Source organism: Arthrobacter sp. SO5 (genome assembly GCF_020532805.1).
In the GTDB taxonomy this organism is placed as follows: Bacteria; Actinomycetota; Actinomycetes; order Actinomycetales; family Micrococcaceae; genus Arthrobacter.
Genome location: NZ_MQTQ01000008.1, coordinates 1 through 26,470, shown reverse-complemented (window position 1 = coordinate 26,470; position 26,470 = coordinate 1). Strand labels below are relative to the sequence as shown.

Sequence of the window (26,470 nt, the reverse complement as noted above, 5' to 3'; positions counted from 1 at the left end):
GGCGGCCCTGGTTCCGCGGATGAGGGTAGAATTGTCGGGAGCCGGGTAGCACCGGCTGAAAAGCTTTGACCCGGCCATCACCGGTGAGCTTCCGGAAGAACACCCCGGCGCCACGATTTTTCTGCAGCACAGTGCGTCAGGGCCAGTAGAACCGGACGGGTAAGCCCGTCACAGCAGTAATGAGCGGCCGACGCCGGTGATCCCTTCGCGGGGCTCGCGCGGTAGCGGTAAGTGAGGTGGTACCGCGGTACCGGTGCTGTTGAAAGACAGCGTACGGGCCGTCCTCGCATCCTGAATGAATCCATTTGTTCACTAGCTCAACCCAGGATGTCGAGATGACTTATTACCCGAAGGCCTCCGCCGCTCCCTCCGGCGCAGGCGCCCGCACGTCTGCTTCCAGCGCTGCTTCCAACGCCGCAGGCGTACCCGCCTCCGTGAAGTTCCCGGAAATCGAAGAGCGCATCCTCAAATACTGGGAAGAGGACGGCACCTTCCAGGCCAGCATCGACCAGCGCGATTCCGATCTTCCCGGCGGAAAACCCGGCAGCAACGAATTCGTCTTCTACGACGGCCCGCCCTTCGCCAACGGCCTGCCGCACTACGGCCACCTGCTGACCGGCTACGCCAAGGACCTCGTGGGCCGCTATCAGACCCAGCGCGGCCGCCGCGTGGAGCGCCGCTTCGGCTGGGACACCCACGGCCTGCCCGCCGAGCTGGAAGCCATGAAGCAGCTGGGCATGACGGACAAGACCCAGATCGAAGCCATGGGCATCGACAAGTTCAACGACGCCTGCCGGGCCTCCGTCATGAAATATGCCGACGAGTGGAAGAGCTACGTCACCCGCCAGGCCCGCTGGGTGGACTTCGAGAACGATTACAAGACGCTCAACGTCGAGTACATGGAGTCCGTGCTCTGGGCCTTCAAGCAGCTGCACGAGAAGGGCCTCACCTACAACGGGTACCGCGTACTGCCGTACTGCTGGAAGGATGAGACGCCGCTGTCCAACCATGAACTCCGCATGGATGACGACGTCTACAAGAACCGCCAGGACCAGACCGTCACGGTCACCTTCCCCATCACGGCGGGGGAGTCGGAGCTGTCCCGGCAGCTCGCCGGGGTGCAGGCGCTCGCCTGGACCACCACCCCCTGGACGCTGCCCACCAACCTGGCGCTCGCCGTCGGGCCCGCCATCACCTACGTGGTCGTCCCCGCCGGACCGCACGGGATCAAGGCCGCCGCGGCCGAAGCCCCCGTCACCGGCAGCTTCCTGCTCGCCGCGGACCTCCTGGGCGCCTACGCGAAGGACCTCGGCTACGGCGACGGCGCCGAGGGCGCCGCCGCGGCCGATGCCGCCGTCACCTCCCGCCACACCGGCGCCGAGCTCGAAGGCCTGACGTACGAGCCGCTCTGGGACTACTTCTCCGACGCCGAAAAGTACGGCACCGAGAACGGCTGGCGCTTCCTCGTGGCCGACTACGTCACCACCACCGACGGCACCGGAATCGTCCACCAGGCACCCGCCTACGGCGAAGATGACCAGAAAGTCTGTGAAGAGGCCGGCATCCCCGTGGTCCTCTCGGTGGACGAGGGCGCGAAGTTCCTGCCGCTCTTTGGCCGCGGCGACCTCGCCGGCATCGCCGGACTCCAGGTCTTCGAGGCCAACAAGCCCATCACCCAGGTGCTCCGCGCCCACGGCCGCCTGGTCCGCCAGGCCAGCTACGAGCACAGCTACCCGCACTGCTGGCGCTGCCGGAACCCGCTCATCTACCGCGCCGTGTCCTCCTGGTACGTGGAGGTCACCAAGTTCAAGGACCGGATGTCCGAGCTGAACCAGGAGATCAACTGGATCCCGGGCAACGTCAAGGACGGCCAGTTCGGCAAATGGCTCGCCAACGCCCGCGACTGGTCCATCAGCCGGAACCGCTACTGGGGGAGCCCCATCCCGGTCTGGCAGTCCAGCGACCCGGACTACCCGCGCACCGACGTCTACGGCTCGCTCGCCGAGATCGACGCCGACTTCGGCCGCCTGCCGCTGAACAACGAGGGCCAGGTGGACCTGCACCGGCCGTTCATCGACGAGCTCACCCGCCCCAACCCGGATGACCCCCGTACCCCGGAAGAGGGCCAGTCCGTGATGCGCCGCGTCGAGGACGTGCTGGATGTCTGGTTCGACTCCGGCTCCATGCCCTACGGCCAGGTCCACTACCCGTTCCAGAACGAGGAATGGTTCGACACGCACAACCCGGCGGACTTCATCGTCGAGTACATCGGCCAGACCCGCGGCTGGTTCTACATGCTGCACATCCTCTCCACCGCGCTGTTCGACCGGCCGGCTTTCCGCAACGTCATCAGCCACGGCATCGTCCTGGGCTCGGACGGGCAGAAGATGTCCAAGAGCCTGCAGAACTACCCGGACGTCTCCGAGGTCCTGGACCGCGACGGCTCCGACGCGATGCGCTGGTTCCTGATGTCCAGCCCGATCCTGCGCGGCGGCAACCTCGTGGTCACCGAGCAGGGCATCCGCGACGGCGTCCGCCAGGTCATCCTGCCGCTGTGGAACGTGTACAGCTTCTTCACGCTCTACACGAACGCCGCGGGCGCCGTTGACGGCAAAGCCTCCGGCTACGACGCGAAGCTGCGCTGCGACGGCTACACCGACACGCTGGACCAGTACCTCATGGCCAACACCGGAGACCTGGTCCGCGCCATGACCGACAGACTGGACAGCTACGACATCTCCGGCGCGTGCGATGAACTGCGCAGCTACCTGGACATGCTCACCAACTGGTACGTCCGGCGCAGCCGCCAGCGCTTCTTCGACGAGAACGCCGACGCCTTCGACGCGCTCTACACGGCGCTGGAGACCGTGACCCGGGTGGCCGCGCCGCTGCTGCCGCTCATCTCCGAGGAGATCTGGCGCGGCCTCACCGGCGGCCGCTCCGTGCACCTGGCCGACTGGCCGGATGCCGGGCAGTTCCCGGCCAACGCGGAACTCGTCGAGGCGATGGAACGCATCCAGCAGATCTGCTCCACCGGGTCCTCGCTGCGCAAGGCCGCGAACCTCCGGGTGCGCCTGCCGCTGCAGGAACTCACCGTCGTGGCACCCGGCGCCGGCGCGCTGGAAGGCTTCGCCGGCGTCGTCGCCGATGAACTGAACCTGCGCAACGTCCGACTGCTCGACGCCGAGAGCGCCTCCCCGGCGGAGTTCGGCATCGAACAAAAGCTCGTGGTCAACGCCCGGGCCGCGGGTCCGCGCCTGGGCAAGAACGTCCAGCAGGCCATCAAGGGCGCCAAATCCGGCGACTGGTCCGTGGACGATGCCGGAGTGGTCACCGCGGGCGGCCTGGAGCTGGAACCGCAGGAATACACCCTGGAGACCGTCGTGGCCGACGCCGCGGAGGGCGAGGGTTCACGCGCCGCAGCCGTCCTGCCCGGCGGCGGGTTCGTGGTGCTCAACACCGAGGTCACCCCTGAACTCGAAGCCGAGGGCATCGCCCGCGACATGGTCCGCGCCATCCAGCAGGCCCGGAAGGACGCCGGACTCAACGTCAGCGACCGGATCCGCACGACGGTCACGGCGACCATGGATGTAGTCGATGCGGTGAAGGCACACGAAAACCTTGTCCTCACCGAAACGCTGACCGTGGAACTGGGCTTGTCCTCCAACGGTGGCGACACCCAGCTGACCATCGCCGTCGAGAAAGTAGGGGCCTGAGCCATGACCGACGAATTCTCCGTAGAAAGCGTCTACGCCGAACTGCTGGGCCGGGCGCCGGAAAACAAGATGGAGCCCCGCCTCGCCCCGCTGCACCGGGCGATGGACATCCTGGGGGAGCCGAACAAGGCCTTCCCGATCATCCACGTCACCGGTACCAACGGCAAGACGTCCACGGCCCGCATGATCGAGGCCGGACTGCGCGCCCACGGGCTGAGCACCGGACGGTACACCAGCCCGCACCTGTCCAAGGTGACCGAGCGGATCAGCATCGACGGCGAGCCGGTGTCCGACGAGACCTTCGTCCGGATCTGGGATGAGATCCGCCCGTACCTTGCCATTGTGGACGGCGAACTCGAGGCCGAGGGCCAGCCGCGGCTGACCTACTTCGAGTGCCTCACCATTCTCGGCTTTGCCGTCTTCGCCGACCAGCCGGTCAACGTCGCCGTCATCGAAGTGGGCCTGGGCGGCATCACCGACGCGACCAACGTCGGCGACGGGCAGGTCTTCGTGGTCACCCCCATCTCCTTGGACCACACGGACCTGCTCGGGGACACCACCGAGGACATCGCCCACGAAAAGGCCGGCATCATCAAGCCCGGCGGCTTCCTGGTCAGCGCCGAGCAGCCCCGCGACGCCGCCCAGGTGCTGCTGGAGAAGGCCAAGGAAACGAACGTCCCGTTCCGGTTCGAGGGAGTGGAGTTCGGCGTCGAATCCCGGACGGTCGCCGTCGGCGGCCAGATGGTGAGCATCCAGGGGATCGCCGGCCGCTACGAGGACCTGCTGGTGCCGCTGCACGGCGCGCACCAGGCCGAGAACGCCGCCGTCGCGATCGCTGCCCTGGAGGCGTTCTTCGGCGGGGAAAAGCCGCTCGACGCCGGCATCCTGCAGGAAGCCTTCGCCTCCGTCACGTCACCGGGCCGCCTGGAGGTGGTCCGCACCGCGCCCACCATTATTGTCGACGCCGCCCACAACCCCGAGGGCATCAGGGTCTCCGCCGAGGCCATCCACGAGGCCTTCAGCTTCAGCAAACTTGTGGTGGTGGTGGGTGTCCTGCGCGAAAAGGATGCCGAGGAGATCCTCCGCCAGCTCAAGGAATCCCTGGGCGAGCTCGCCGCCGAGTACTGCTTCACGCAGTCCAACTCGCCGCGCGCCGTCCCGGCAGAGGACCTCGCGGAGCTCGCCGTTGACCTGGGCTTTGGTGAGGACAACATCCACGTGGCCGGCAAACTCGACGACGCCCTCGAATGGGCCGTGGAACGCGCCGAAGACAACGATGACCTCGCCGGCGGCGTCCTGGTCACCGGCTCCATCACCCTCGTCGCGGAAGCCCGGATCCTGCTCGGAAAGGCGGACGCGTAGACCATGGCGAAACTCACCAAGGCCCAGCGCGAATGGCGCCCGGGCATGCCCAAGAAACGCCGCTCCACGAAGGTCATGTTCGCCTCAACCGTGCTGCTGCTCGAAGCATTCGTGATCCTTTTCGGCACCCTCACCGTGTTCGGGCTGCGCAGGGACGAATTCCCGCCAGCACTGATCTTCTCGGTAGGGATCGGCCTGTGCCTCGTGTACGCCTTCACGTGCGCGGTGCTGACCAAACCGTGGGGAGTGGCCCTGGGCTGGATCCTGCAGATTGTGCTGATCCTGACCGGCATCTTCGAGCCCGCCATGTACGTGGTGGGCCTCCTCTTCGCCATTGCGTGGTGGTACGGCATCCGGACCGGCATCCGGATCGACCGGGAGTCGGCGCAGCGCGAACGCGAGCAGGCAGCCTGGGATGCGGCCCATCCCAAAGGCCAAACCAACTAGACTTATGCCAAACCCCACCCCAAGAACATTGGAGCAGCTGTGAGCATTGAGCGCACCCTAGTCCTGATTAAGCCCGACGGTGTTACCCGCAACCTGACCGGCGGCATCATCGCCCGGATCGAAGCCAAGGGCTACACCCTGGCCGAGCTCAAGAAGGTCGACGCAAGCCGGGAACTGCTGGAGCAGCACTACGAGGAGCACGTCGGCAAGCCCTTCTACGAGCCGCTCGTCGAGTTTATGCTCAGCGGTCCCGTTGTGGCGGCGATCTTCGAGGGCCACCGCGTGATCGAGGGATTCCGCTCGCTCGCCGGCACCACGGATCCGACGACGGCGGCGCCCGGCACCATCCGCGGCGACCTCGGCCGTGACTGGGGCCTGAAGGTCCAGCAGAACCTGGTGCACGGCTCGGACTCGGTGGAATCCGCCGAGCGTGAGATCAAGATCTGGTTCTAGGAATTTCCTGACCCACAACCACCGAGGTGACAGTTAAGGCCAATGTCCGCGAGGAACATTGGCCTTAACTGTCACCTCGCGGCGTTATAACGGGGTCCGTAGGGCTAGTATCCCGAGCTAGTATCCCGAGGTCCCGATGAAGACCTGGATGAACGCGAAGAAGATCGTGGCGATCACGGTCACGTAGAGCAGGGCCGTGATGATCCAACCCGAATCGCCCACGATGCGGGCGGCGCCGGCCGGGAGCCGGATCACGCCCCGGGACACATTGCGGACACTCACCCAGACAAACAGCGGGATCATCGCCGCCCACACGACCATGCAGAACGGGCACAGGATGTGGATGGAGTAGAGGGCCTGGGACCAGAGCCACACCACAAAGGCGAAGCCGAGGGTCACGCCGGCCTGCAGCCCCAGCCAGTACCAGCGGGCGAACGTTGCGCCGGCCAGCATGCCCATGCCGGTGGTGATGACGACGGCGAACGCCACGATGCCGATGAACATGTTGGGGAAGCCGAAGAGCGAACTCTGCCAGGTCTGCATGACTTGTCCGCAGGAGATCCACGGGTTGACGTCGCAGACGGTGACGTGGCTGGGATCCTTGAGGACCTCGAGTTTCTCCAGCACCAGGGCCCCGGCGGCAAGCCAGCCGACGACGCCGGTGATCAGCAGGAGCCACGCGAACGGCCGGTCACGGGTCATGGGAGGAACGTGCTGCTCTGCCGCGGACGGGGCCGGTGACCCCTGCCGGGTGGGCGTTCCGTCGGTGGCACTGGAGATGCTGGGCATGGATGGACAGTCCTTTGCGTCGGGTGCAACTGCTCCGATTGTATCGCCGCACGCTGGTGGAAGTCCGGGAGGGGGCACCGGCTGCCCGGGTGCGGCCGGACGGTGCGGTGCCTGCGCGCTGCCTCCGACTGCTTTGGCGGGTCCTGTGAGACAATGAACATGGCTGGAACCCGATCCACATCCGGATTCCGGTCCGGCGACTTTGTTCCCAAGACCGCCAATGATGAGCAGGGAGCCACGGATCCTCTGATCCCGGCTATCCCGCAATGCCATTGGACGGCACCTGGTTGTGACGTGTAGAGCAACGGGTTTCAGGACAATTCCGCCGGCCCTCCAGGGCTGCCGCACCCCACTGCCGGTGCGAACCTGAGGGTATCCAATTGACTTCTGTCAATGCCTGCGGGTGTTGACAAATAATTGCCCCGACGGGTGCCGGATGTGGCGGCAGGCCAGGGGCAGGAGCGTGGCCACATATGGATAATGACCAGGTAGTAGCCGGCAACGAAGCACCGATCGTTGCTGGAGAGACAGTAGAAACAGCGGAAGCCGCGGCGGCTGCCACTCCGCCCAAGAGGCCCGTAAGGACCCGACGCAAGGCGCTTCCCAAGACACCCACCGCCGCGGCCGGACTCCCGGCCGAGGCAGAAGCAGAAGCCGCGCAGGCCGCTTTCGCCGCGGAGCCGGCCGCCGAGCCCGCCCCCGAGGCGAAGGCCAAGGCACCTGCCCGCCGCACCCGGTCCCGCAAGGTCGCCGAACCGGCCGAACCCTCCGCGGCCGAACCCTCCCGGGCCGTCGCCGAGGGGATAGTCGAGGCGCCAGTTGCCGAACAAGCAGCAGCCGAAACGGCAGCGGTTGACCTCCCCGCAGTCCAAGCCCCGGCCGAGAAGCCCGTCCGGCGTCGCGCCAGCCGCGCCAAGGCCGCGGCCCCGGCGGCCGAACCGGCACCGGCGACCCCGGAAGCCGGGGCACTCGAGGCTCCCGCCGAGGCCCCGGCGGAACCCGCCGACGCCCCCGCCGCAGAAACCGGCGGCCAGGCTTCCGCCGCAGAAACCGGCGCAGAAACGGGCGGCCAGGCGGCCGCCGCAGCTTCCTCGCTCTTCCTTGAGCCGGGAGCCGTCGCGTCGATGATTTTCCAGGCCCCCGACCTGACCGCCGTCGCGCGCCCGGTTCCGGCCGCCGCTGTGCCGGTAGAGGCCGAAGACGAAGAAGACGAAGAGGCCGACGGCGACGACGCCGGCAACCGCCGCAGGCGCCGCAGCCGTGGACGCCGCGGACGCAGCAGCCGCGGAGCCGACACTGAGCCCGGCGCTGATGGCGTAACCGACGAGTCCGGCGAGGAAACCGACGACGGCTCCGAGGGCGAGCTCGAGGACGGCGTGACCTCGCGCCGCCGCCGCCGCCGCCGTCGTGGTGAACAGGACCTGGAGCTGACCGGCGGGGGCGACGACGACCCGCCCAACACGGTGACCCGCGTCCGCGCACCGCGTGCCGCCACTGAGGCGCCGGTCAACAACCGGGTCACGTCCCTCAAGGGCTCCACCCGCCTCGAGGCCAAGAAGCAGCGCCGCCGCGAGTCCCGCGACACCGGCCGCCGCCGCACGGTGATCACCGAGGCCGAGTTCCTGGCCCGACGGGAGTCCGTGGACCGGCAGATGATCGTCCGCCAGCGCGATGACAGAATCCAGATCGGCGTCCTCGAAGACGGCGTCCTGGCCGAGCACTTCGTCTCCAAGACCCAGCAGGACTCCCTGATCGGCAACGTCTACCTGGGCAAGGTCCAGAACGTGCTGCCCTCGATGGAAGCCGCCTTCGTTGACATCGGGCGCGGCCGCAACGCCGTGCTGTACGCCGGTGAAGTGAACTGGGAATCGGTCAACCTCGAAGGCAAGCAGCGCCGGATCGAGAACGCGCTGAAGTCCGGCGACTCCGTCCTGGTCCAGGTCACGAAGGACCCGGTGGGCCACAAGGGCGCGCGCCTCACGAGCCAGATCTCGCTGCCCGGCCGTTACCTCGTGTACGTGCCCGGTGGTTCCATGACCGGCATTTCCCGGAAGCTGCCCGACGTCGAACGCAACCGCCTCAAGCGGATCCTCAAGGACCGCCTGCCGGAAGACGCCGGCGTGATCGTCCGCACCGCGGCCGAAGGTGCGTCCGAGGAAGAGCTCACGCACGACATCAACCGCCTGCGCGCCCAGTGGGAAGGCATCGAGAGCCAATCGACCTCGAGCAAGCTTCTTGCCCCCGAGCTGCTCTACGGCGAGCCTGACCTGACCATCAAGGTGGTCCGTGACGTCTTCAACGAGGACTTCTCCAAGCTGATCGTCTCCGGCGAGGAAGCCTGGGACACCATCGAGGCCTACGTCACCTACGTGGCTCCGGACCTCGTGGGCCGGCTGGAGAAGTGGACCAAGGACACTGACATCTTCGCGTCCTGGCGGATCGACGAGCAGATTCACAAGGCGCTGGACCGCAAGGTCTTCCTGCCCTCCGGCGGCTCCCTCGTGATTGACCGCACCGAGGCCATGACCGTGGTGGATGTCAACACCGGCAAATTCACCGGCAGCGGCGGCAACCTCGAGGAAACCGTCACCAAGAACAACCTGGAAGCGGCCGAGGAAGTGGTTCGGCAGCTCCGGCTCCGGGACATCGGCGGCATCATCGTGATCGACTTCATCGACATGGTGCTCGAATCCAACCGCGACCTCGTGCTGCGCCGCATGGTGGAGTGCCTGGGCCGGGACCGGACCAAGCACCAGGTGGCTGAGGTGACCTCGCTGGGGCTCGTGCAGATGACGCGCAAGCGGATGGGTACCGGGCTCCTGGAAGTCTTCGGCGAGCAGTGCGAAGCGTGTGCCGGCCGCGGAATCGTCACCCATGACGAGCCCGTGGAGCACCGCCGGGCCAACACCGTCGCGGCCGAGCACTACGTGCCGCGCGCCGAGGCCGCACCGGCTGCCCGGACCGAGCGCAAGAGCCGCCGCCGCGGCAGGGGAGGCCAGGGCCAGGAGTCGGTACCGTCGACGACGGCCCCCGCCCACGCCGAGCCCACCGAGGCCGAACGCCACGCCAAGGCCGACGCCGCCCGCGCCGCTCTGGCAAACATCGCCGCCGCGGCGCATGCTGCCCACCTGCACGACGGGGAAACTGCCACGGCGGCCGACGCCGAGGCGCGCCAGGCCGCCGTCGACGCCGTGGCACAGTTTGCCGCGACGGAGGAGGCAGCCGGGCGTCCTGCTGCGGTGCTGACCTTCGGTGGCGAGCAGGTTGCCCTGCCGTTCGTCGAGCACGCCGATGAGTCTCCCGCTCCTGCCCTGACCCTGGACCTCCTGACCGAGGCTTTCGCCCAGCTCGGTGACACCGAGGACGTCAGGCCCGCCGCTGAAGCCTCGGCACCAGACCGGACGCAGGCAGCGCAGGCTCCGACGGCCAAGGCTGCCAGGGCCTCCTCGGCGGCACCCGCCCGTACCGGCGGGACCGGACCGGGCCGTGCCCAGGGCCCGGGTTCGCAGACCGAGGCTGACACCGAGGCCGGCACGTCGCGGGGCCGCCGCGGACGCCGCAACCGCAGTGCCAGCCGCGCCCAGGGGGCGGCTAACGCGACCGCCGTCGAACACCGCGAGGCAACCGAACAGCGCGCGTCAGCGTCGCCGGCCGCCGGTGCGGTGCACGAGGCGAAGGCCCCCGCCGCGCCGGCAGCGGTGAAGCCGGCCGCGAACGAGCCGATCATCCTCGGCGTCGGCGTCCCCGCATCGGAGCTCTAACGGCGGGCAGCAGTTCAGCAGGATCAGGTCACTAGGGCTGCGGGTGCGGTCCGGACCCGGCGGAGCAATTCGCCGGTGTTCGGGCCGCACCCGCGACGTCGTTAAGGCGGCCAGCTAGCGGACCGGCGCGGGCTGCAGCGCGCGGAGGTCGACTTCCTCGACGCGCCGGGGCTGCGCGCCTGACCCGGAGCGCCGACGCAGCCTGTAGGATAGTCGGGCACGGTTCCGGAAACTCAGTGCAGGGAACGCTTTGTCTCCATCGGGTGATGTCCATCACGCGCGGCTTGCCGGAACCAGCCTCGTTTGCGGCCGAAGGCAAAATTAGCGTAGTCTAGATCTTCGGTGCTTACGCCAACACTTGGGTTATGACCTTGAGGACGGTCCATTCGTTTTTCGAATGTTCCTTCCACGGGATAACTCATGGGTTCCCCCGGGGAATCCACCGGCGTAGAGGCACAGCGTGAGCCGGACCAAACAACTTGGATCCAGGTTCCGCACGCAAATCTAGTAATAAACGTCGAGAGAAGTGAGTTCCACAGTGGTGTACGCGATTGTCCGCGCAGGCGGCCGGCAAGAGAAGGTTTCCGTTGGAGACTTCGTTACCCTGAACCGCGTCCCCGGTGGAGCCGGCAGCACCTTTCAGCTGCCCGCACTGCTCCTGGTCGACGGTGACAAGGTTACGTCCGCTGCCGCGGACCTGGCCAAGGTAACGGTTACGGCTGAGATCCTCGAAGACCTTCGTGGTCCGAAGATCGTCATCCAGAAGTTCAAGAACAAGACCGGCTACAAGAAGCGCCAGGGTCACCGTCAGGAATTGACCAAGGTCAAGATCACCGGTATCAAGTAACTCACCGTTACTGTTCAGGTTTTCCGCAGATTCCCTAGAATTTTTAAGGCAGGCATTTTCAAATGGCACATAAAAAAGGCGCGAGTTCCACTCGCAACGGTCGTGACTCCAACGCCCAGTACCTCGGCGTCAAGCGCTTCGGCGGCCAGGTAGTTTCCGCAGGCGAAATCATCGTCCGCCAGCGCGGCACCCACTTCCACCCGGGCGCCGGCGTAGGCCGCGGCGGGGACGATACCCTGTTCGCACTGGCCCCCGGTGCAGTCGAGTTCGGCACCCGGCGCGGTCGTCGCGTTGTGAACATCGTGGCTGCTGCAGCCGCAGAGTAGCAACCAGTTCTCAATCGGTGGGGCGGGCCATTAGGTCCGCTCCACCGGTGTTTTAACCGCATGACAATCATCTTGGGCGCTTCGGTGGCCCAAGGAACAGCACTGAGGAGATCCACGTGGCGAGCTTTGTAGACCGGGTAGTACTGCACGTATCCGGCGGTACCGGCGGCCACGGCTGTGTCTCCGTCCACCGCGAGAAGTTCAAGCCCCTCGGCGGTCCCGACGGCGGCAACGGCGGTAACGGCGGCGACGTCATCCTTCGTGTCGATCCCCAGACCACCACCCTGCTCGACTACCACCACGCCCCCCACCGGCACGCCACCAACGGCGGCCCCGGCATGGGCGACTGGCGCGCCGGCAAACACGGCGAAACCCTGATCCTTCCGGTGCCCGTAGGCACCGTGGTCAAGTCCAAGGACGGCGAAGTCCTCGCGGACCTCGTGGGCGAAGGCGCCGAATACATCGCGGCCGCCGGCGGCATCGGCGGCCTCGGGAACGCCTCGCTGTCCTCGCAGAAGCGCCGCGCCCCCGGCTTCGCGCTGCTCGGCATCGAAGGCGAGTCCAGCGACGTCGTCCTGGAACTGAAATCCATCGCGGACATCGCCCTCGTCGGCTTCCCGTCCGCCGGCAAGTCCAGCCTCATTGCCGCCATGTCGGCCGCCCGGCCCAAGATCGCCGACTACCCCTTCACCACGCTCATCCCGAACCTCGGCGTGGTCCAGGCCGGCGACGTCCGCTTCACCATTGCCGATGTCCCGGGCCTGATCGAGGGCGCCAGCGAAGGCAAGGGCCTCGGCCATCACTTCCTGCGCCACGTCGAACGCTGCGCCGCCCTCGTGCACGTGCTGGACTGCGGCACGCTCGAGTCGGACCGCGACCCGCTCTCGGACCTTGCCATCATCGAGGCCGAGCTCGAGAAGTACGCCGTGGACATGAGCTACAGCGGAGCCGACGGCGAGGTGGTGCCGCTGAACCACCGCCCCCGCCTGGTCGCCCTGAACAAGGTGGACCTGCCGGATGGCAAGGACATGGCCGAGTTCGTCCGGCCGGAACTGGAATCCCGCGGTTACAAGGTCTTCGAGATCTCGGCCACGAGCCACGAAGGCCTCCGCCAGCTCGGCTTTGCCATGGGTGAAATCGTCCAGGCCGCCCGCGACGCCCTCGCCGCGGCGCCGCCCAAGGTCCACGCCCCGGTCCTAAAGCCGCGCGCCGTCAACGAATCCGGCTTCAAAATCCGCCGCGAAGAGAAGAACCTCGAGCCGCTGTTCCGCGTCATCGGCGAGAAGCCCGTGCGCTGGGTCAAGCAGACCGACTTCACCAACGAGGAAGCGATCGGCTACCTCGCGGACCGCCTCGCGAAGCTGGGCGTCGAAAACGAACTGTTCAAGCAGGGCGCCGTGCCGGGCGACACGGTCGTCATCGGCGAGGACGACGGCGTCGTCTTCGACTGGGAGCCGACCATGATGGCCGGTGCCGAGCTGCTCGCCGCGCCGCGCGGCACCGACGTGCGCTTCGCCGACATCGGCGACCGCCCCACCCGCGGGCAGAAGCGCGACGAGCAGGTCGAACGCCGCGAGGCCAAGGCCGCCGCCCGCGCCGAGCTTGAGGCCGAGCGCAAGGCCGGCATCTGGACCGAATCCGTCAGCAGCCGCAGGGTCGCCAAACCGCTCAAGGAGAGTGGACTGGGCGAAACGGATGACGAGTAAAACCGTCACCGTGTCCGGTGCCGGCGGCGCCCCTGACCGCCAGGCCCCTGACCGCCAGGCGCCGGACAGGACTGTGCTTTCCGGGGCCCGCCGGATCGTCGTGAAGGTCGGCTCCTCCTCGCTGACGTCCCTCAAGGGCGGCATCTCCGAAGAGGCCCTCACGGACCTCGCCGACGCCCTTGCGCGCAAGCGCAACGAGGGAACGGAGATCATCCTGGTGTCCTCCGGGGCGATCGCCGCTGGCCTTGCCCCGCTTGGGCTGGTCAAGCGACCCCGCGACCTCGCCACCCAGCAGGCCGCGGCCAGCGTCGGCCAGGGCCTGCTGATGGCCCGGTACACCCACGCGTTCGGCGCGCACGGCGTCACGGTCAGCCAGGTGCTCCTGACGGCCGATGACTTCATGCGGCGCAGCCAGCACACCAACGCTTTCCGGGCCCTGGACCGGCTCCTGAACCTCGGCGTCGTGCCCGTCGTGAACGAAAACGACACGGTCGCCACGCACGAGATCCGCTTCGGTGACAACGACAGGCTCGCGGCGCTCGTGGCGCACCTGGTCCGCGCCGACGCGCTGGTGCTGCTCTCCGACGTCGACGCCCTCTACGACGGACCGCCTTCCCACGGGGCCAAGCGGATCTCCCACGTCACCGGCCCGCACGACCTCGAAGGCATCACGATCGGCCGCACCGGCGCGGCGGGGACCGGCACCGGGGGAATGGTGACCAAGGTCGAGGCCGCCACCATCGCCGCGGGCTCGGGCATCCACGCCCTCGTCACCTCCACCGCCAACGCTGCCGCCGCACTGGCCGGCCAGGACGTCGGAACCTGGTTCTCCGTCAGCGGCTCCCGGAAGCCCATCCGGCTCCTCTGGCTGGCCCACCTCGCCTCCGTGGAAGGCACACTGGTGCTCGACGACGGCGCCGTCAAGGCCGTCCGCGACCGCCACACCTCCCTGCTGCCGGCCGGCATCACAGCCGTGCGGGGGACCTTCGAAGCCGGCGACGCCGTCGCAATGGTGTCCCCGGACGGCACGGTGATCGCCCGCGGGCTGGTCAACTACGGGTCAGAGGAGCTGCCGCAGATGCTGGGCCGGACCACCAGGGAACTCGGCACGGCCCTCGGCCGCGGATATGACCGCGTGGTTGTTCATGTTGACGATCTGGTGCTGGTCTAAGCCCTCCGCTCGCCTAAACTGAAGGCATGACTGAGGCCCTGACACCCCGCTCTGCCGTGCTCGCCGAAAAGCTGTTTGCCGATGGACTGCTCCCGGCGGACGGGCCGCAGGAGGGTGCCCCCGGCGAACCGGCAGCCCGCGGGGCGGTGCCGGAAGCCCCGGGATCAGGCACGGAAACCGACGTCGAGGCCGCCGTCCACGCCATCGCCGACCGTTCACGCCACGCCGCCCGCCGGATGGCCCGCGCCAACCGGGCATGGAAAGACCGGGGCCTGCGCGCCATCGCCGCGGCCCTGCTGGAACGCGAGGGGCGGATTCTCGCCGCCAACGCCAAGGACGTTGCCGCGGGCCGGGCCAACGGCACCTCCGCGGCCCTGCTGGACCGGCTGACCCTGTCCGCGGGGCGCATCCAGGCCCTCGCCGCAGCCCTGGAAAACCTCGCGAACCTTCCCGATCCCGTAGGCAACGTGGTCCGCGGCCAGACGCTCCCCAACGGGCTGCGGCTGCGCCAGATCAACGTGCCCATGGGCGTCGTCGCCGCGATCTACGAGGCACGGCCCAACGTGACCGTGGACATTGCCGGGCTGGGCCTTAAGAGCGGCAACGCCGTGATCCTGCGCGGCGGGACCGCCGCGCAGGCCACCAACGCCGCCCTGGTCACCGTCCTCCGGGACGCCCTGGAATCGGTGGGACTGCCCGGCGACGCGGTGCAGACAGTCGATCCGTATGGCCGCGACGGCGCGAACGCCCTCATGCGGGCCCGCGGCCGCGTGGACGTGCTGATTCCCCGCGGCGGGCGCGAGCTGATCCAGTCCGTCCTGGCCAACGCCAAGGTGCCGGTGATCGAGACCGGGGAAGGCAACGTGCACATTTTCCTGGACGCTTCGGCGAACGAGGACATGGCCGTCGACATCCTGCTCAATGCCAAGACCCAGCGCCCCAGTGTGTGCAACACCGTCGAAACCCTGCTGGTGCACTCGTCCTCCACGGTGCTGCCGGCCGTGGCCGCCGCACTGCGCGCCGCCGGCGTCACGCTGCACGCCGACGAGCGGATCCGCGCGGCCCTGCCGGCGGGCGTGGAATCCGTGCCCGCCACCGAGGAGGACTGGGCCACCGAATACATGGATCTGGACCTCGCCGTGGCCATGGTGGACAGCCTGGATGAGGCTGTCCGGCACATCCGCACCTGGTCCACCGGGCACACCGAGGCGATCCTGACCAACGATCTCGCCAACGCCGAGCGCTTCATCGCGGAGGTCGATTCGGCCGCGGTGATCGTCAATGCCTCCACCCGGTTCACCGACGGCGGCGAGCTGGGCCTCGGCGCCGAGGTGGGCATTTCCACCCAGAAGCTGCATGCGCGGGGCCCGATGGGACTGACCGAGCTGACCACCACCAAGTGGATCGTGCAGGGCGAGGGCCAGATCAGGGGCTAATAACGCTGTAACATGGAACAGAAGTCCGGAACGGCGGGCACATCAGTCCGTTGTGAATAGTCGTCGCAAAAAGTCGTCGTTAAAAGTCGTCGTCAAAAAATTGAACCCACTAGGGGAGTACATGCTGTCGCAGCAGATCGCCACCATCATCGCCGCCGCCGGCGAAACCGGCCACGAGGAACTCGCGCCGCTCATTGCACCGCCGTTCGTCATCGGCGCCTCAATGTTCGCGGTCCTCATGGTCCTTCTGTTCATCACGCTGTCCTACTCCAACCTGGGCAAGCGCCACGAAGCCGTCGAGGAGCACGCGGACCCGCACCGCCAGCACCCGAACAAGCACGATCACAGCCAAGGCCACTAATATTTCCGCCGCCGTGAAGCAGCGCGACGCCTCGCGCCGCCTGCGTCTGGGTGTGATGGGCGGCACGTTTGACCCGATCCATCACGGCCACCTTGTGGCGGCCAGCGAGGTCGCGGCCAAGTTTGACCTGGATGAAGTGGTGTTTGTGCCGACGGGCCAGCCCTGGCAGAAGTTGAGCAGGAAGGTCAGCGAGGCCGAGCACCGCTACCTCATGACCGTCATTGCCACAGCTTCCAACCCGCGGTTCACGGTCAGCAGGGTAGATGTTGACAGGCCCGGACCCACCTACACGATTGACACGCTGCGGGACCTGCGGACGCTGCGGCCCGAGGCCGACCTGTTCTTCATTACCGGGGCGGACGCCCTCGCCCAGATACTTTCGTGGAAAGACATCGACGAGCTCTGGTCGCTGGCGCATTTCGTCGGCGTCACCCGCCCCGGCCACGTCCTTGACGGGATGGGCCGCAAGGACGTCAGCCTGCTGGAGGTCCCCGCCATGGCGATCTCCTCGACGGACTGCCGCGCCAGGGTCGCGGCCGGCAACCCCGTCTGGTACCTCGTGCCGGACGGCGTGGTCCAGTACATCGCCAAGTACGGACTGTACGACGGCGACTCCGCCGCCGTTGACTACAGTGCCGCCGCCCGCGTCACACGCTTTGACCGAAGCACCGAGATAGCCCAACCCGCCCGTACCGAATGAGTTTGCAATGAGTCAGGAACAGCCACCCGTCCGCAGCCGCCGCGAACTGCGGCAGGCCAGAGATGAACGCCTGGAAGCGAACCAGGAATCCGGTACCCCAGGTCCCGGCCCGGTCAGCCCTGCCTCAAATACAGCTGCCGCACGTGACGCTGGCTCCAGTGACGCTGCCGCACGGAACGCCGGCTCCAAGACGCCGGTTGACCCCGGCGAGCCTACGCCGGCTGAAATCACCGGCCGCCGCCGGGTGCCCGGCGGGCAGGTGGACGCGGTGCGGGTCAGCGCGGAGCGCTCGTCCCAGATCCGGGCCCGGGACCGGGCCACCCTGCGAACCATCAAGGAACTGGCCGAAAAAGAGGGCCACCTCGCCGCCGGCGGGCCGCCCACCCGCCGCCAGCTACGCCTTCTGCAGCTGGCGGCCGAGACGGCCCCGGCGACCTCAGCCAACCTGATCGTCCCGGCCGCGCCGCGGACCCGGGCCACACCCGTGGTGCCCCAGCGTGGCGTCAAGCCCGGCGGCGGCACGGCACCCGAAGGCAGTGCACCCGAAGGCACGGCACCCGAAGGCGGTGCACCGGAAGGCGCTTCTCCCGAAGGCAGGGCACCCGGCGGCATGACCGTCGAGCAGGCCCTCGCCGCGCGGGAGCTCCTGGCCCAGCAGGCCCAAAACCAGCTGGCCAAGATGGAGCACATCGACGCCGTGGATCCCGACGCCGTCGACCCCGATGTGCTGGCCGAACAGATTGCCCTGGCGGAGCGGGCCGCGGTGCTGAACCGCCGCGCCGCGGCCAGGCAGAAGCTGGCCGAGCAGAACAGCCAGCCGGAGCCGGTGCGGAACGATCCCACCACCGCCAACAACCTGGCCATGGTCACACCCCTGGAGTTCGTCCAGGTTCCCGGCGTGGAGCGGCCAGTCATGAAGCGCCCTGCCACGTCCTACGTTCCGGTCGTCACGAACTCGGGCCCCCGCGTTGGTGATGGCCGGAAGTCCGGCAACCGCCGTCCGGGCGCCTCCCAGCAGCGTGGCCAAGGACCCGCCACCGGCCGTGCCGGTGTGCTGGCCCGTGCCGAGGCTGCCGCCAGGACCGCCGCTGCTGGGCCAGCCGCCGCTGTTCCGGCAGCGGCCGGCCATGACATCGGTCCGTCCGAGGAGGAGGTCGCCGGCCGGACGCCGGTGGCCGCAACGTCGGCCTACGGACTCGATCCGCTGGACGCGGCCACGGCCGGCCTCGGCAGGGCACGCCGCCTCCGCCTGCTGCGGCTGGGCGTCCTCGCGCTGGGCGTTCTGGCCCTCATCGCCGGTATCACCCTGATCCTCACCGGTCTGGCCCGCTAGCCCCGAGACTCCGGCGCCGGGCCAGCGCCCGGGCCCCGGCAATTCACAACCCGGCATTTTCACAACCTGGCATTTGAACACTTCGGCTTTTCACCACCTAAGCTTTTCACCCAACAAGGAGTCCCGTGACTGCAACAGAATCAGCCATCGCAACAGCCCGCCACGCAGCCCGAGCTGCCGCGGAGAAACTCGCGGAAGACATCGTAGCCATGGATGTCAGCGAGCGTCTGGCCCTCGCCGACATCTTCCTGATCGCCTCGGCGCCGTCCGAACGCCAGGTCAACGCCATTGTCGACGGCGTCGAGGACGAACTTTCCAAGTTCGATCTCAAGCCGATCCGCCGCGAAGGACGCTCCGGCGGCCGCTGGGTCCTGCTGGACTATGGCGACATCGTCATCCACGTCCAGCACGAGGAAGACCGCGTCTTCTACGCCCTGGAGCGTCTCTGGAAGGACTGCCCCGTCGTCGACCTTCAGCTCGGTGACGACACCTCGGCCAAGGCCGCTGTCGCCTCCGAAACGGAGTAGCCGCCGGGCCGATCAGCCCGAATATGCCCGATTTGGAATTTTCCGAAAGGCTGTTCTAAGATATTTGAGTTGCTTCGGAGAGATCCGGACCAGAATCCGGAGCCGGAGGCGAGAGCTGAAGGAGCCGGGGGCAACCAAAGTTCGGGGCTGTGGCGCAGCTGGTAGCGCACCTGCATGGCATGCAGGGGGTCAGGGGTTCGAGTCCCCTCAGCTCCACCGGATAATCCGCCGGAATCGAAAGATTCCGGCGGATTTTTTTGTCCCGCACCGAGAAGGGCGCAAAATACCGGCAACTCCGGCCAGGCGTTTCATCCCGAGCTCGTCGATTCGCGTCAACGGGAAATGTGGCTTAAGATAATCAGGTTGCTTCCGGGAAACCGGAGCCTCACCGGCAAGTTCGGGGCTGTGGCGCAGCTGGTAGCGCACCTGCATGGCATGCAGGGGGTCAGGGGTTCGAGTCCCCTCAGCTCCACCGTTGAGGCCCTGCTCAGAGAGCAGGGCCTCAAGTGCTTAACCCACGAGCCTAAGAGCCAGGGCCGAGGTCGGCGCGGCCGCGCCAGGCCCGCCACGCACCGGTAGACCAGAGGGCCCAGAGCACCAGCACCGGCTGGAAGAGCAGGCGGATTCCGCGGCTCAGGTCCGAGTTCAGGCCGAACGAATCCGTGGCCGTGGCGAACTGTGAAATGTTTCCCGGAAACACCGCCACGAAGAAGGCGGCAACGATCCAGCCCAGGGCGGCCCGCCGGTGCCGGACCAGGAGCAGGCCCAGTCCCAGCGCAATCTCCACGAGCCCTGAGGCCACCACCACGAAGTCCACGTCCAGGGAAAGCCACGGAGGAACCTGGGCACGGAACGCCTCCCGGCTCCAGGTGAGGTGGCTAATGCCGGCGATCAGGAGAAACACCCCGAGCAGGATTCTTCCGGCGCTGCGCCGGCGGGACCCGCCGGGGGAGTGCTTCGTGTCTTGGTCCAGGCCGTCGGCCATCGGGTCCCACTTTCACGTCAGGGCGGAGCAACAGCTTAGCAACGCGCACCGCGGCGCCTATGCTCAAGTCATGGGCGCAGCAACGGCACCGAACGCCAAAACCATCCTGCTGACCGGCGGCAACCGCGGGATCGGCCGCCTGACGGTGCTGGAGCTGCTGCGCCGCGGTCACCGGGTAGTGTTCACGGCCCGGCATCCGGCAGCCGGCGTCGCCGCCCATGCCGAATTCGAGAGGTCCGTTCCCGGCGCGCGGGTGGAGGTCAAGGAACTGGATCTCGCGTCCCTGGCCAGTGTGCGCGCCCTCGCGGCAGCACTGCTCCGGGAGGGCGTGGCCCTTGATGCGATCGTGCACAATGCCGGGACCCTCATTCCGCCCCCGCGGCGGACGTTGACTGCCGACGGTCTTGAGGAGACACTCCAGGTGCACGCCGTCGGGCCGTTCCTGCTGAGCACACTGCTCCTGCCGGCGCTCAGCCGGCCCGCCCGCCTCCTGTTCCTGGCCTCGAATCTCCATGCCCCGGACAGCCGCGGGACGCCCGTGCGCTTCCGCTTCGAGGACCCGTTCCTGGCTGAGGGCTACCATGCGGACCGCGCCTACAAGAACGCCAAGCTGGCCCAGCTCTGGCTCATGGCCGAATGGGAGCGCCGGCACGGCCCGGAGGGCGTCCACGCCGACGCACTCTGTCCCGGGTTCGTGCCCCGGACTGCTGCGGGGACCGCCCACGGCGCCATGCGTCCGCTGCTGCGCTGGGTTCTGCCCCTCATGCCGTTTGCCACGTCCCCGGAGGCGGCGGCGCTGCTCGCCGCAGACTGGGCGGAGCGGGACGCAGCGTCGCCGGGAGGGCTCTATTGCGACGGCACCACCATCACCGCTCCCAGCCCGGAGGCGCAGGACCCGGAGCGGGCCCGCGCCTTCTGGGAGCTGCTCGAGGGGTGGGCTCCCGCGTCGCACGCCGGCTGAACACCGGTACGGCCGTTCCGGCGCGGCTACCATTGGGGGCGTGAATGAGTCCCTGCCCCCGTGTCCCGAATGCTCCGGCGAGGAACCGATGCCGGACAGGGATGCGGTGGGGAATATCCTCGCCGACGTCGTCAAGAAGACCTGAGCGGGGGCCGGACCATTACCGGGGATGCAGTGCGGTCCGCCGACGTCGTCGTGATCGGCGCCGGGCAGGCCGGGCTCTCCGCCGCCTATCACCTGCAGCGCCGCGGCTTCGTTCCGGCCGGCACCGGCAGTCCCGGGGCCAGGAGCTACGCCGTGCTCGACGCCGAGGACGGCCCCGGCGGCGCCTGGCGCCACCGCTGGAAGAGCCTGCTCATGGCCACCGTGAACGGCATCAGCGACCTGCCCGGCATCCAGCAGCCCGCCGTGGACCCGGAAGAGTCCAGTTCCAGCTTCCTCACCCGCTACTTCGCCGGCTACGAGGACGAGCTTGCGCTGGCCGTCGAGCGGCCGGTCAAGGTCCGCGCTGTCAGCCGGGAGGACGGCGATCCGGCCGGGCGGCTGCGCATCAGCGCGTCCCGCGGGGAGTGGTCCGCCCGCGCGGTGATCAACGCCACCGGAACCTGGACCAGGCCGTTCTGGCCCATCTATCCGGGCCAGTCCGGCTTCCGCGGCCGGCAGCTGCACGTCGCGGACTACGTCTCGGCCGAGGAGTTCCGCGGCCGGCACGTGATAGTGGTCGGCGGCGGAATCTCCGCTGTCGGCCTGCTGGATGAGATCTCCACAGTCACCACCACCACGTGGTTCACCCGCAGGGAGCCAGTGTGGCGGGAGGCCGCCTTCGACCGGAAGGCGGGGCACGACGCCGTCGCCCTCGTCGAGCAGCGCGTCCGCCAGGGACTGCCGCCGCAGAGCGTCGTCGCCGTGACCGGCCTGATCTGGACCCCGGCACTGCGCGCGGCCGCAGCCCGCGGCGTGCTGGAGCGCCACCCCATGTTCACCGGCATCGAAGCCGGTGGTGTGCGGATGGCGGACGGCAGCTTTCTGGCCGCCGACGTGATCTTGTGGGCCACCGGCTTCCGAGCGGAGCTGGACCACCTCGCCCCGCTGCACCTGCGCGGCCCCGGCGGCGGAATCGCGATGGACGGAACCCGGGTGGCAGCGGAGCCACGGGTGCATCTGGTCGGTTACGGACCGTCGTCCTCCACCATAGGCGCCAACCGGGCGGGCAGGGCAGCGGTGGCCGGCATCCTCACGATGCTGGCGGAGCAGGATAAATTGGAGTGAGGCATGAAGACGCAGGGCACTGACGAACCAGGGCCCTGACGAACCAGGGCACTGACGTATCAGGGCACTGACGTATCAGGGCCCTGATGAACCAGGCTGCTGACGAACCACCAGACAAAGATCTACGAATGAAGGCGGCAGCTCGCGCGTGGCGGACAACAATCTCGAATCCCTGTTCTCCCGGCTGAGCAGGTTCCCGGACGTCGAGGCGGCCAACCTGCAAGCGTGGGATGCCACGGACAGGCTCCTGCTGGACACCGCGGCCGGATTCCTGGAGCCCGGAAGCAGGCTCGCCATCGTCGGGGACCGCTACGGGGCCCTTACCCTGGGCGCGCTGGCCCTGGGCGCGCGCGGCGGAAGTGCCGGCCCGGTCCGGGTCCACCAGGACCTCATCACCGGCGAACGCGCCCTCCGCCACAACGCCGACGCCCTGGCAATCACAGCCGGCTTCGAACAGCTCCCGCTCGGCCCGGACCTCCTGTCGGGCGCCACCATTGTCCTGGTCCAGCTGCCTAAGTCCCTCGCCGAGCTGGAGGAAATCGCCGACGCCGTGGCCCGCCACGCCGCGCCAGGCGTGGTGTTGCTGGCCGGCGGCCGCGTCAAGCACATGAGCGTTGGCATGAACGGCGTGCTGGAGCGCTACTTCGGCGAGGTCCAGCCGCAGCTTGCCCGGCAGAAATCCCGGATCCTGCTGGCCCGGGGGCCCAAGGCGCCGGGCAGCCCACCGCCGTTTCCCGTCAGCAGCGGCAACGCCGAGCTCGGCCTGACCGTCTGCGCCCGCGGTGCCGTCTTTGCAGGCACCGGACTGGACATCGGGACCCGCTTCCTGCTGGACTTCCTGCCGGCCATGCCGCAGGTCCGCCACGCCGTTGACCTCGGCTGCGGCACCGGAATCCTTGCTGCCATGTACGCGCGCACCAACCCGGAGTCCCGTGTCACGGCCACTGACCAGTCCGCGGCCGCCGTCGATTCCGCCCGGGACACCGCCCGGGCCAACGGGCTCCAGGACCGGATCGATGTCCTGCAGGACGATGCCATGGAGTCCCTGCCCGCGGCCAGCGCCGAGTTGATTTTGTTGAACCCGCCTTTCCACGTGGGCGCCACGGTCCATGCCGGGGCCGGCATCAAGCTGATCGAGGCGGCCGGACGGGTCCTGGCGCCGGGCGGGGAGCTCTGGACGGTGTTCAACAGCCACCTGCACTACCGGCCCGCTTTGGAGCGGCTGATCGGCCCCACCCGGGAGGTGGGCCGGAACCCGAAATTCACGGTGACAGCAAGCACCCGCAAATCTGCGTCAGTGTGAAGCGTGCCTGTGGGCGGGCAACCGCGCGTGCCGTACGATTCTGAGATAGGCAGTGCTTAGCCAAAGACGTTTAGGGGTATCAGTGACTGAGATCCGCCAGCCCGCACCGAGGCGCGGAACGAATTTACCCCGCATGGGGGATTTCAACCTCACCGTCATCCTCGATGCCATCCGGCGCTCCAAGGCCGGGCTGAGCCGGGTGGAGCTGGCCCAGATTGTCGGCCTGTCCCCGCAAACAATCTCCAATATTTCGCGCCGCCTGCTGGACCAGAACCTGATCTACGAGGCCGGCAAGGAGGGTACCGGCCCCGGCAAGCCCCGGACCATGCTGCGCCTGAATCCCTCCGGATTCTACGCCATCGGCGTCCACCTGGATCCTGCCGTGACCACGTTCGTGGTGCTGGACCTCGTGGGAGCCGTGGTCAGGCATTCCCGGATCAAGACCCCTGCCGGCACCGATCCGCGCGGCGTCATCGACACGATTGCCGCCGAGATCAAACAACTCGTCAAAGACTCCGGCGTGGATCCGGCCCGGATCGCCGGCCTCGGCGTCGCGTCTCCCGGCCCGATCGACCTTAATGAGGGCACCGTCGTGGACCCTCCGCTCCTGCTGGGCTGGGACCGTGTGCCGCTGCGGGATGCCCTGGCGGCCGCCACCGGACTGTCCACCCTGGTGGACAAGGACGTGACCAGCGCCGCGGTGGCGGAAACCTGGGCCGGCGGCCCGAGCGGCGCCGGCAGCTTCATCTTCATGTACATGGGAACTGGCATCGGCTGCGGGATCGTCCTCAATGACGAAGTTGTCCGCGGCACGTCCGGCAACGCCGGTGAAATCGGCCATATCGTGGTGGACCCCGACGGCGCCGCCTGCGACTGCGGCCTGCGCGGCTGCGTTAAGTCCTCCTGTATTCCGCAGGTGCTGGTTGCCCAGGCCGTGGAGGCCGGGGTGCTGGACAGCTCGCTGCTGGCCACCGACGGACCCGCCATCCAGGACAGCTTCGCGCAACTGTGTGCCGCGGCCAGCACGGGTGACCAGCGGGCCGTGGACATCATCGACAACTCGGCCGTGCTGGTGGCCCGTGCCGTCTCCACCATCACCAACACCCTGGACGTGGAGCGCGTCGTGTTTGGCGGCCCGTTCTGGACCTGCCTCTCGGAACGCTACCTGGACCGGATCCCGGGCCTGGTCAGGGAATGCAGCGCTACCAAGAAGATCCACGAGATCGAAGTCGTGGGCACCGGCGTCGGCGAGGACGTGGGAGCCATCGGGGCGGCCTGCCTCGTCCTGGAGCACACGCTGGCCCCCCGCTCACAGCGGCTCCTGCTGGAGGGCTAGGCCTTAGTCGATATCTTCCACGACAGTCCCAAACGGGATGGTCTCGTCGAGGTGCGCCTGATGGCCGTGCGGAAGCACGAGGATCCGGACGCCGTGGCGTTGGTCCGCTGCCGACTGCATCAGGATCGGCCGGACCGTGTTGATGAAACTCTCGCTCTTGCCGGCGAGATACTCCTGGTAGCTGGCTGGAAGCTGGATCATGGCAACAGGATAGTCCTGCGCGGACACGATGGGGAGTGCCCCTGATGGCCCCTGAGTGCCCCTGATGGCCGCGGCTGACACTGCTGGCAAAGAATGGCGAACAATATTCTGTCCGGACGCGGGATAGGACGTCAAGACGCGTCTTAATTCGGAAAGCGACTTGAATGCGCCCGCGTCCGCCTCTAGAGTTCTATACAAGTTACCCCAGTAACGTGTCAGCGATCCTCCGCGAACGGCCTGCCCCTTGATAGTTTTCACGGGCGGCCCAGGAGGGTGTGGGTGCCCCCATGTGGGCCTGACATTTGCTCACGGACAACTTTGTATCAGGCGTACCAGTCGCGGCTGCGTCCTGCAGGAGTTCTTCCGTGTTCCCCCAACTCAATTCATTGACGGACGTCGCTTCCGGTTACCGTTTTCCGGTTTCCGGCGACGCCGCCAATGGTTCACAGCCAAGGACGCAAATGTCTCCACCAAGCCTCATCGCCACCCCTCCGAATCTTGCCGGCGCGGCTCCCGTCGCGCTGTCCTATGAACTGTTCCCGCCCCGGTCGCCCGCGGCTGCCGAGTCGCTCTGGACCACCATCGGCGAACTTGAAGCCACCGACCCGGACTATGTTTCGGTGACCTACGGCGCCAGCGGCTCCAACCGGAACACCGCCGTCGAGCTCATCAACCGGCTGGTGCAGGAAACGACGCTGCGGCCGCTGGCCCACCTGACCTGTGTGGGGAACTCCCCGCAGGAACTGGCGGAGATCATCGGCGAGCTGCTCGACGTCGGCGTGCGCGGCATCCTTGCCCTGCGCGGCGACCAGCCAAGGGACGGCGGCACCCCGCCGGAGGGGTCGCTGCGCTACGCCCAGGACCTGATCGAACTTATCCGACGCGTCGAACAGCGCCGCTCGGCGCTGCTGTGCGCCGGCAAGGTAGCTGTGGGGGTCGCCGCGTACCCCACCCGGCACCCGGAATCCCCCAGCGAGGCGCACGACGTCGAGGTGCTCCTGGCCAAGCAGCGCTCCGGCGCCGACTTCGCCATCACCCAGGTCTTCTTCCACACCGAGCAGTACGCCGCTCTCCTGACCCGGGCCCGCCGGGCAGGCGTCACCATCCCGATCATCCCGGGCGTCATGCCGCTCACCAGCGTCCGGCGGCTGACCCGCCTCGGCGAGCTGACCGGCGTCGAACCGGCACCGGAAATCATGGAACGGCTTGCCGCCGCCGATACCGACGCCGAACGGACCCGGATCGGGGTCAGCGCCACCGTGGACCTGGCCAATGCGGCCCTGGCTGCCGGCGCGCCGGGACTGCACCTATATACCTTCAACGAACACGCCGCCGCCCTGGAGGTGCTGGACAAGCTGGCCCTGCCGCGGCCGCGAAGCGGCAACCGGCACAGTCGCCACGAGCGCCTGGCCGGCCGTCGCCAGCTCGCCGGCTAGCCACCGCCCCGCTTCGCCACCGCCCCGCTTCGCCACCCCCCGCT

General features: G+C 68.0%; 22 protein-coding genes and 2 tRNA genes. 21 read left to right on the top strand and 3 right to left on the bottom strand.

The window, feature by feature from the left end:
• Nucleotides 1–335 precede the first annotated feature (335 nt).
• Genes ileS through ndk form a run of 4 tightly spaced genes read left to right on the top strand, consistent with a single transcriptional unit; the run spans nucleotide 336 to nucleotide 5,978 of the window.
• Entirely contained in the window at nucleotides 336–3,716 is a 3,381-nt protein-coding gene (ileS, locus tag BJG92_RS01615) for an isoleucine--tRNA ligase (protein ID WP_232082273.1), read from the top strand.
• A gap of 3 nt (nucleotides 3,717–3,719) precedes the next feature.
• Nucleotides 3,720–5,078: a folylpolyglutamate synthase/dihydrofolate synthase family protein gene (locus BJG92_RS01610; protein ID WP_232082272.1), complete on the top strand. Its 1,359-nt coding sequence runs from the start codon at nucleotides 3,720–3,722 to the stop codon at nucleotides 5,076–5,078.
• A 3-nt stretch (nucleotides 5,079–5,081) separates the two neighbouring features.
• Complete coding sequence (locus BJG92_RS01605) at nucleotides 5,082–5,525, top strand: DUF4233 domain-containing protein (protein WP_232082271.1); 444 nt, start codon at nucleotides 5,082–5,084, stop codon at nucleotides 5,523–5,525.
• A 39-nt stretch (nucleotides 5,526–5,564) separates the two neighbouring features.
• Nucleotides 5,565–5,978: a nucleoside-diphosphate kinase gene (gene ndk, locus BJG92_RS01600; protein WP_232082270.1), complete on the top strand. Its 414-nt coding sequence runs from the start codon at nucleotides 5,565–5,567 to the stop codon at nucleotides 5,976–5,978.
• 117 nt (nucleotides 5,979–6,095) lie between these two features.
• Here ndk and BJG92_RS01595 read toward each other — a convergent pair whose 3' ends face one another.
• Entirely contained in the window at nucleotides 6,096–6,767 is a 672-nt protein-coding gene (locus BJG92_RS01595; protein WP_232082269.1) for a vitamin K epoxide reductase family protein, read from the bottom strand.
• A gap of 473 nt (nucleotides 6,768–7,240) precedes the next feature.
• Here BJG92_RS01595 and BJG92_RS01590 point away from each other — a divergent pair, with 473 nt between their 5' ends.
• The 12 genes from BJG92_RS01590 (at nucleotide 7,241) to BJG92_RS01535 (ending at nucleotide 19,407) form a co-directional block, all read left to right on the top strand.
• On the top strand, nucleotides 7,241–10,528 hold the full coding sequence (locus BJG92_RS01590) for an Rne/Rng family ribonuclease (protein ID WP_232082268.1): 3,288 nt from the start codon (nucleotides 7,241–7,243) through the stop codon (nucleotides 10,526–10,528).
• A 538-nt stretch (nucleotides 10,529–11,066) separates the two neighbouring features.
• Complete coding sequence (gene rplU, locus BJG92_RS01585) at nucleotides 11,067–11,375, top strand: 50S ribosomal protein L21 (protein ID WP_232082349.1); 309 nt, start codon at nucleotides 11,067–11,069, stop codon at nucleotides 11,373–11,375.
• A 62-nt stretch (nucleotides 11,376–11,437) separates the two neighbouring features.
• Nucleotides 11,438–11,701, top strand: coding sequence for a 50S ribosomal protein L27 (gene rpmA / locus BJG92_RS01580; RefSeq protein ID WP_069952019.1), 264 nt, complete (start codon nucleotides 11,438–11,440; stop codon nucleotides 11,699–11,701).
• Nucleotides 11,702–11,817: 116 nt separating this feature from the next.
• The gene (gene obgE, locus BJG92_RS01575; protein WP_232082267.1) at nucleotides 11,818–13,407 is read left to right on the top strand and encodes a GTPase ObgE; all 1,590 of its coding nucleotides are present in this window, start codon (nucleotides 11,818–11,820) and stop codon (nucleotides 13,405–13,407) included.
• Nucleotides 13,397–14,578 (top strand): glutamate 5-kinase, encoded by a 1,182-nt coding sequence (gene proB, locus BJG92_RS01570; RefSeq protein ID WP_232082266.1) that lies wholly within the window; start codon nucleotides 13,397–13,399, stop codon nucleotides 14,576–14,578. Before obgE ends, proB begins: the two co-directional genes overlap by 11 nt.
• A gap of 26 nt (nucleotides 14,579–14,604) precedes the next feature.
• On the top strand, nucleotides 14,605–16,014 hold the full coding sequence (locus BJG92_RS01565) for a glutamate-5-semialdehyde dehydrogenase (RefSeq protein WP_232082265.1): 1,410 nt from the start codon (nucleotides 14,605–14,607) through the stop codon (nucleotides 16,012–16,014).
• 121 nt (nucleotides 16,015–16,135) lie between these two features.
• On the top strand, nucleotides 16,136–16,375 hold the full coding sequence (locus BJG92_RS01560; protein ID WP_232082264.1) for a hypothetical protein: 240 nt from the start codon (nucleotides 16,136–16,138) through the stop codon (nucleotides 16,373–16,375).
• A 55-nt stretch (nucleotides 16,376–16,430) separates the two neighbouring features.
• Complete coding sequence (gene nadD, locus BJG92_RS01555) at nucleotides 16,431–17,075, top strand: nicotinate-nucleotide adenylyltransferase (protein WP_232082348.1); 645 nt, start codon at nucleotides 16,431–16,433, stop codon at nucleotides 17,073–17,075.
• 7 nt (nucleotides 17,076–17,082) lie between these two features.
• The gene (locus tag BJG92_RS01550) at nucleotides 17,083–18,408 is read left to right on the top strand and encodes a hypothetical protein (protein ID WP_232082263.1); all 1,326 of its coding nucleotides are present in this window, start codon (nucleotides 17,083–17,085) and stop codon (nucleotides 18,406–18,408) included.
• A 125-nt stretch (nucleotides 18,409–18,533) separates the two neighbouring features.
• Nucleotides 18,534–18,935: a ribosome silencing factor gene (rsfS, locus tag BJG92_RS01545; protein WP_232082262.1), complete on the top strand. Its 402-nt coding sequence runs from the start codon at nucleotides 18,534–18,536 to the stop codon at nucleotides 18,933–18,935.
• Between the two features lie 143 nt (nucleotides 18,936–19,078).
• Nucleotides 19,079–19,151: transfer RNA gene (locus BJG92_RS01540), tRNA-Ala, on the top strand.
• 183 nt (nucleotides 19,152–19,334) lie between these two features.
• A tRNA-Ala gene (locus BJG92_RS01535) sits at nucleotides 19,335–19,407 on the top strand.
• Between the two features lie 51 nt (nucleotides 19,408–19,458).
• Here the strand turns inward: BJG92_RS01535 and BJG92_RS01530 are convergent.
• The gene (locus BJG92_RS01530) at nucleotides 19,459–19,920 is read right to left on the bottom strand and encodes a DoxX family membrane protein (RefSeq protein WP_232082261.1); all 462 of its coding nucleotides are present in this window, start codon (nucleotides 19,918–19,920) and stop codon (nucleotides 19,459–19,461) included.
• A gap of 70 nt (nucleotides 19,921–19,990) precedes the next feature.
• Here BJG92_RS01530 and BJG92_RS01525 point away from each other — a divergent pair, with 70 nt between their 5' ends.
• The 4 genes from BJG92_RS01525 (at nucleotide 19,991) to BJG92_RS01510 (ending at nucleotide 24,789) form a co-directional block, all read left to right on the top strand.
• Nucleotides 19,991–20,881 (top strand): SDR family NAD(P)-dependent oxidoreductase, encoded by an 891-nt coding sequence (locus BJG92_RS01525; protein ID WP_232082260.1) that lies wholly within the window; start codon nucleotides 19,991–19,993, stop codon nucleotides 20,879–20,881.
• A gap of 174 nt (nucleotides 20,882–21,055) precedes the next feature.
• A complete protein-coding gene (locus BJG92_RS01520) occupies nucleotides 21,056–22,150 on the top strand; it encodes an NAD(P)-binding domain-containing protein (protein WP_232082259.1) in 1,095 nt (364 codons plus the stop codon).
• Nucleotides 22,151–22,298: 148 nt separating this feature from the next.
• Nucleotides 22,299–23,453: a class I SAM-dependent methyltransferase gene (locus BJG92_RS01515; RefSeq protein WP_232082258.1), complete on the top strand. Its 1,155-nt coding sequence runs from the start codon at nucleotides 22,299–22,301 to the stop codon at nucleotides 23,451–23,453.
• Between the two features lie 133 nt (nucleotides 23,454–23,586).
• Nucleotides 23,587–24,789, top strand: a complete 1,203-nt coding sequence (locus BJG92_RS01510; RefSeq protein WP_232082347.1) for an ROK family transcriptional regulator — start codon at nucleotides 23,587–23,589, stop codon at nucleotides 24,787–24,789.
• A gap of 3 nt (nucleotides 24,790–24,792) precedes the next feature.
• On the opposite strand, the gene BJG92_RS01505 is transcribed toward BJG92_RS01510, so the two are convergent.
• Entirely contained in the window at nucleotides 24,793–24,990 is a 198-nt protein-coding gene (locus BJG92_RS01505) for a hypothetical protein (protein WP_232082257.1), read from the bottom strand.
• Nucleotides 24,991–25,451: 461 nt separating this feature from the next.
• Here BJG92_RS01505 and BJG92_RS01500 point away from each other — a divergent pair, with 461 nt between their 5' ends.
• Nucleotides 25,452–26,426 carry a methylenetetrahydrofolate reductase gene (locus BJG92_RS01500; protein ID WP_232082256.1) on the top strand — a complete coding sequence of 325 codons (975 nt, stop codon included), beginning with the start codon at nucleotides 25,452–25,454 and terminating at the stop codon, nucleotides 26,424–26,426.
• The last annotated feature ends 44 nt before the right edge of the window (nucleotides 26,427–26,470 follow it).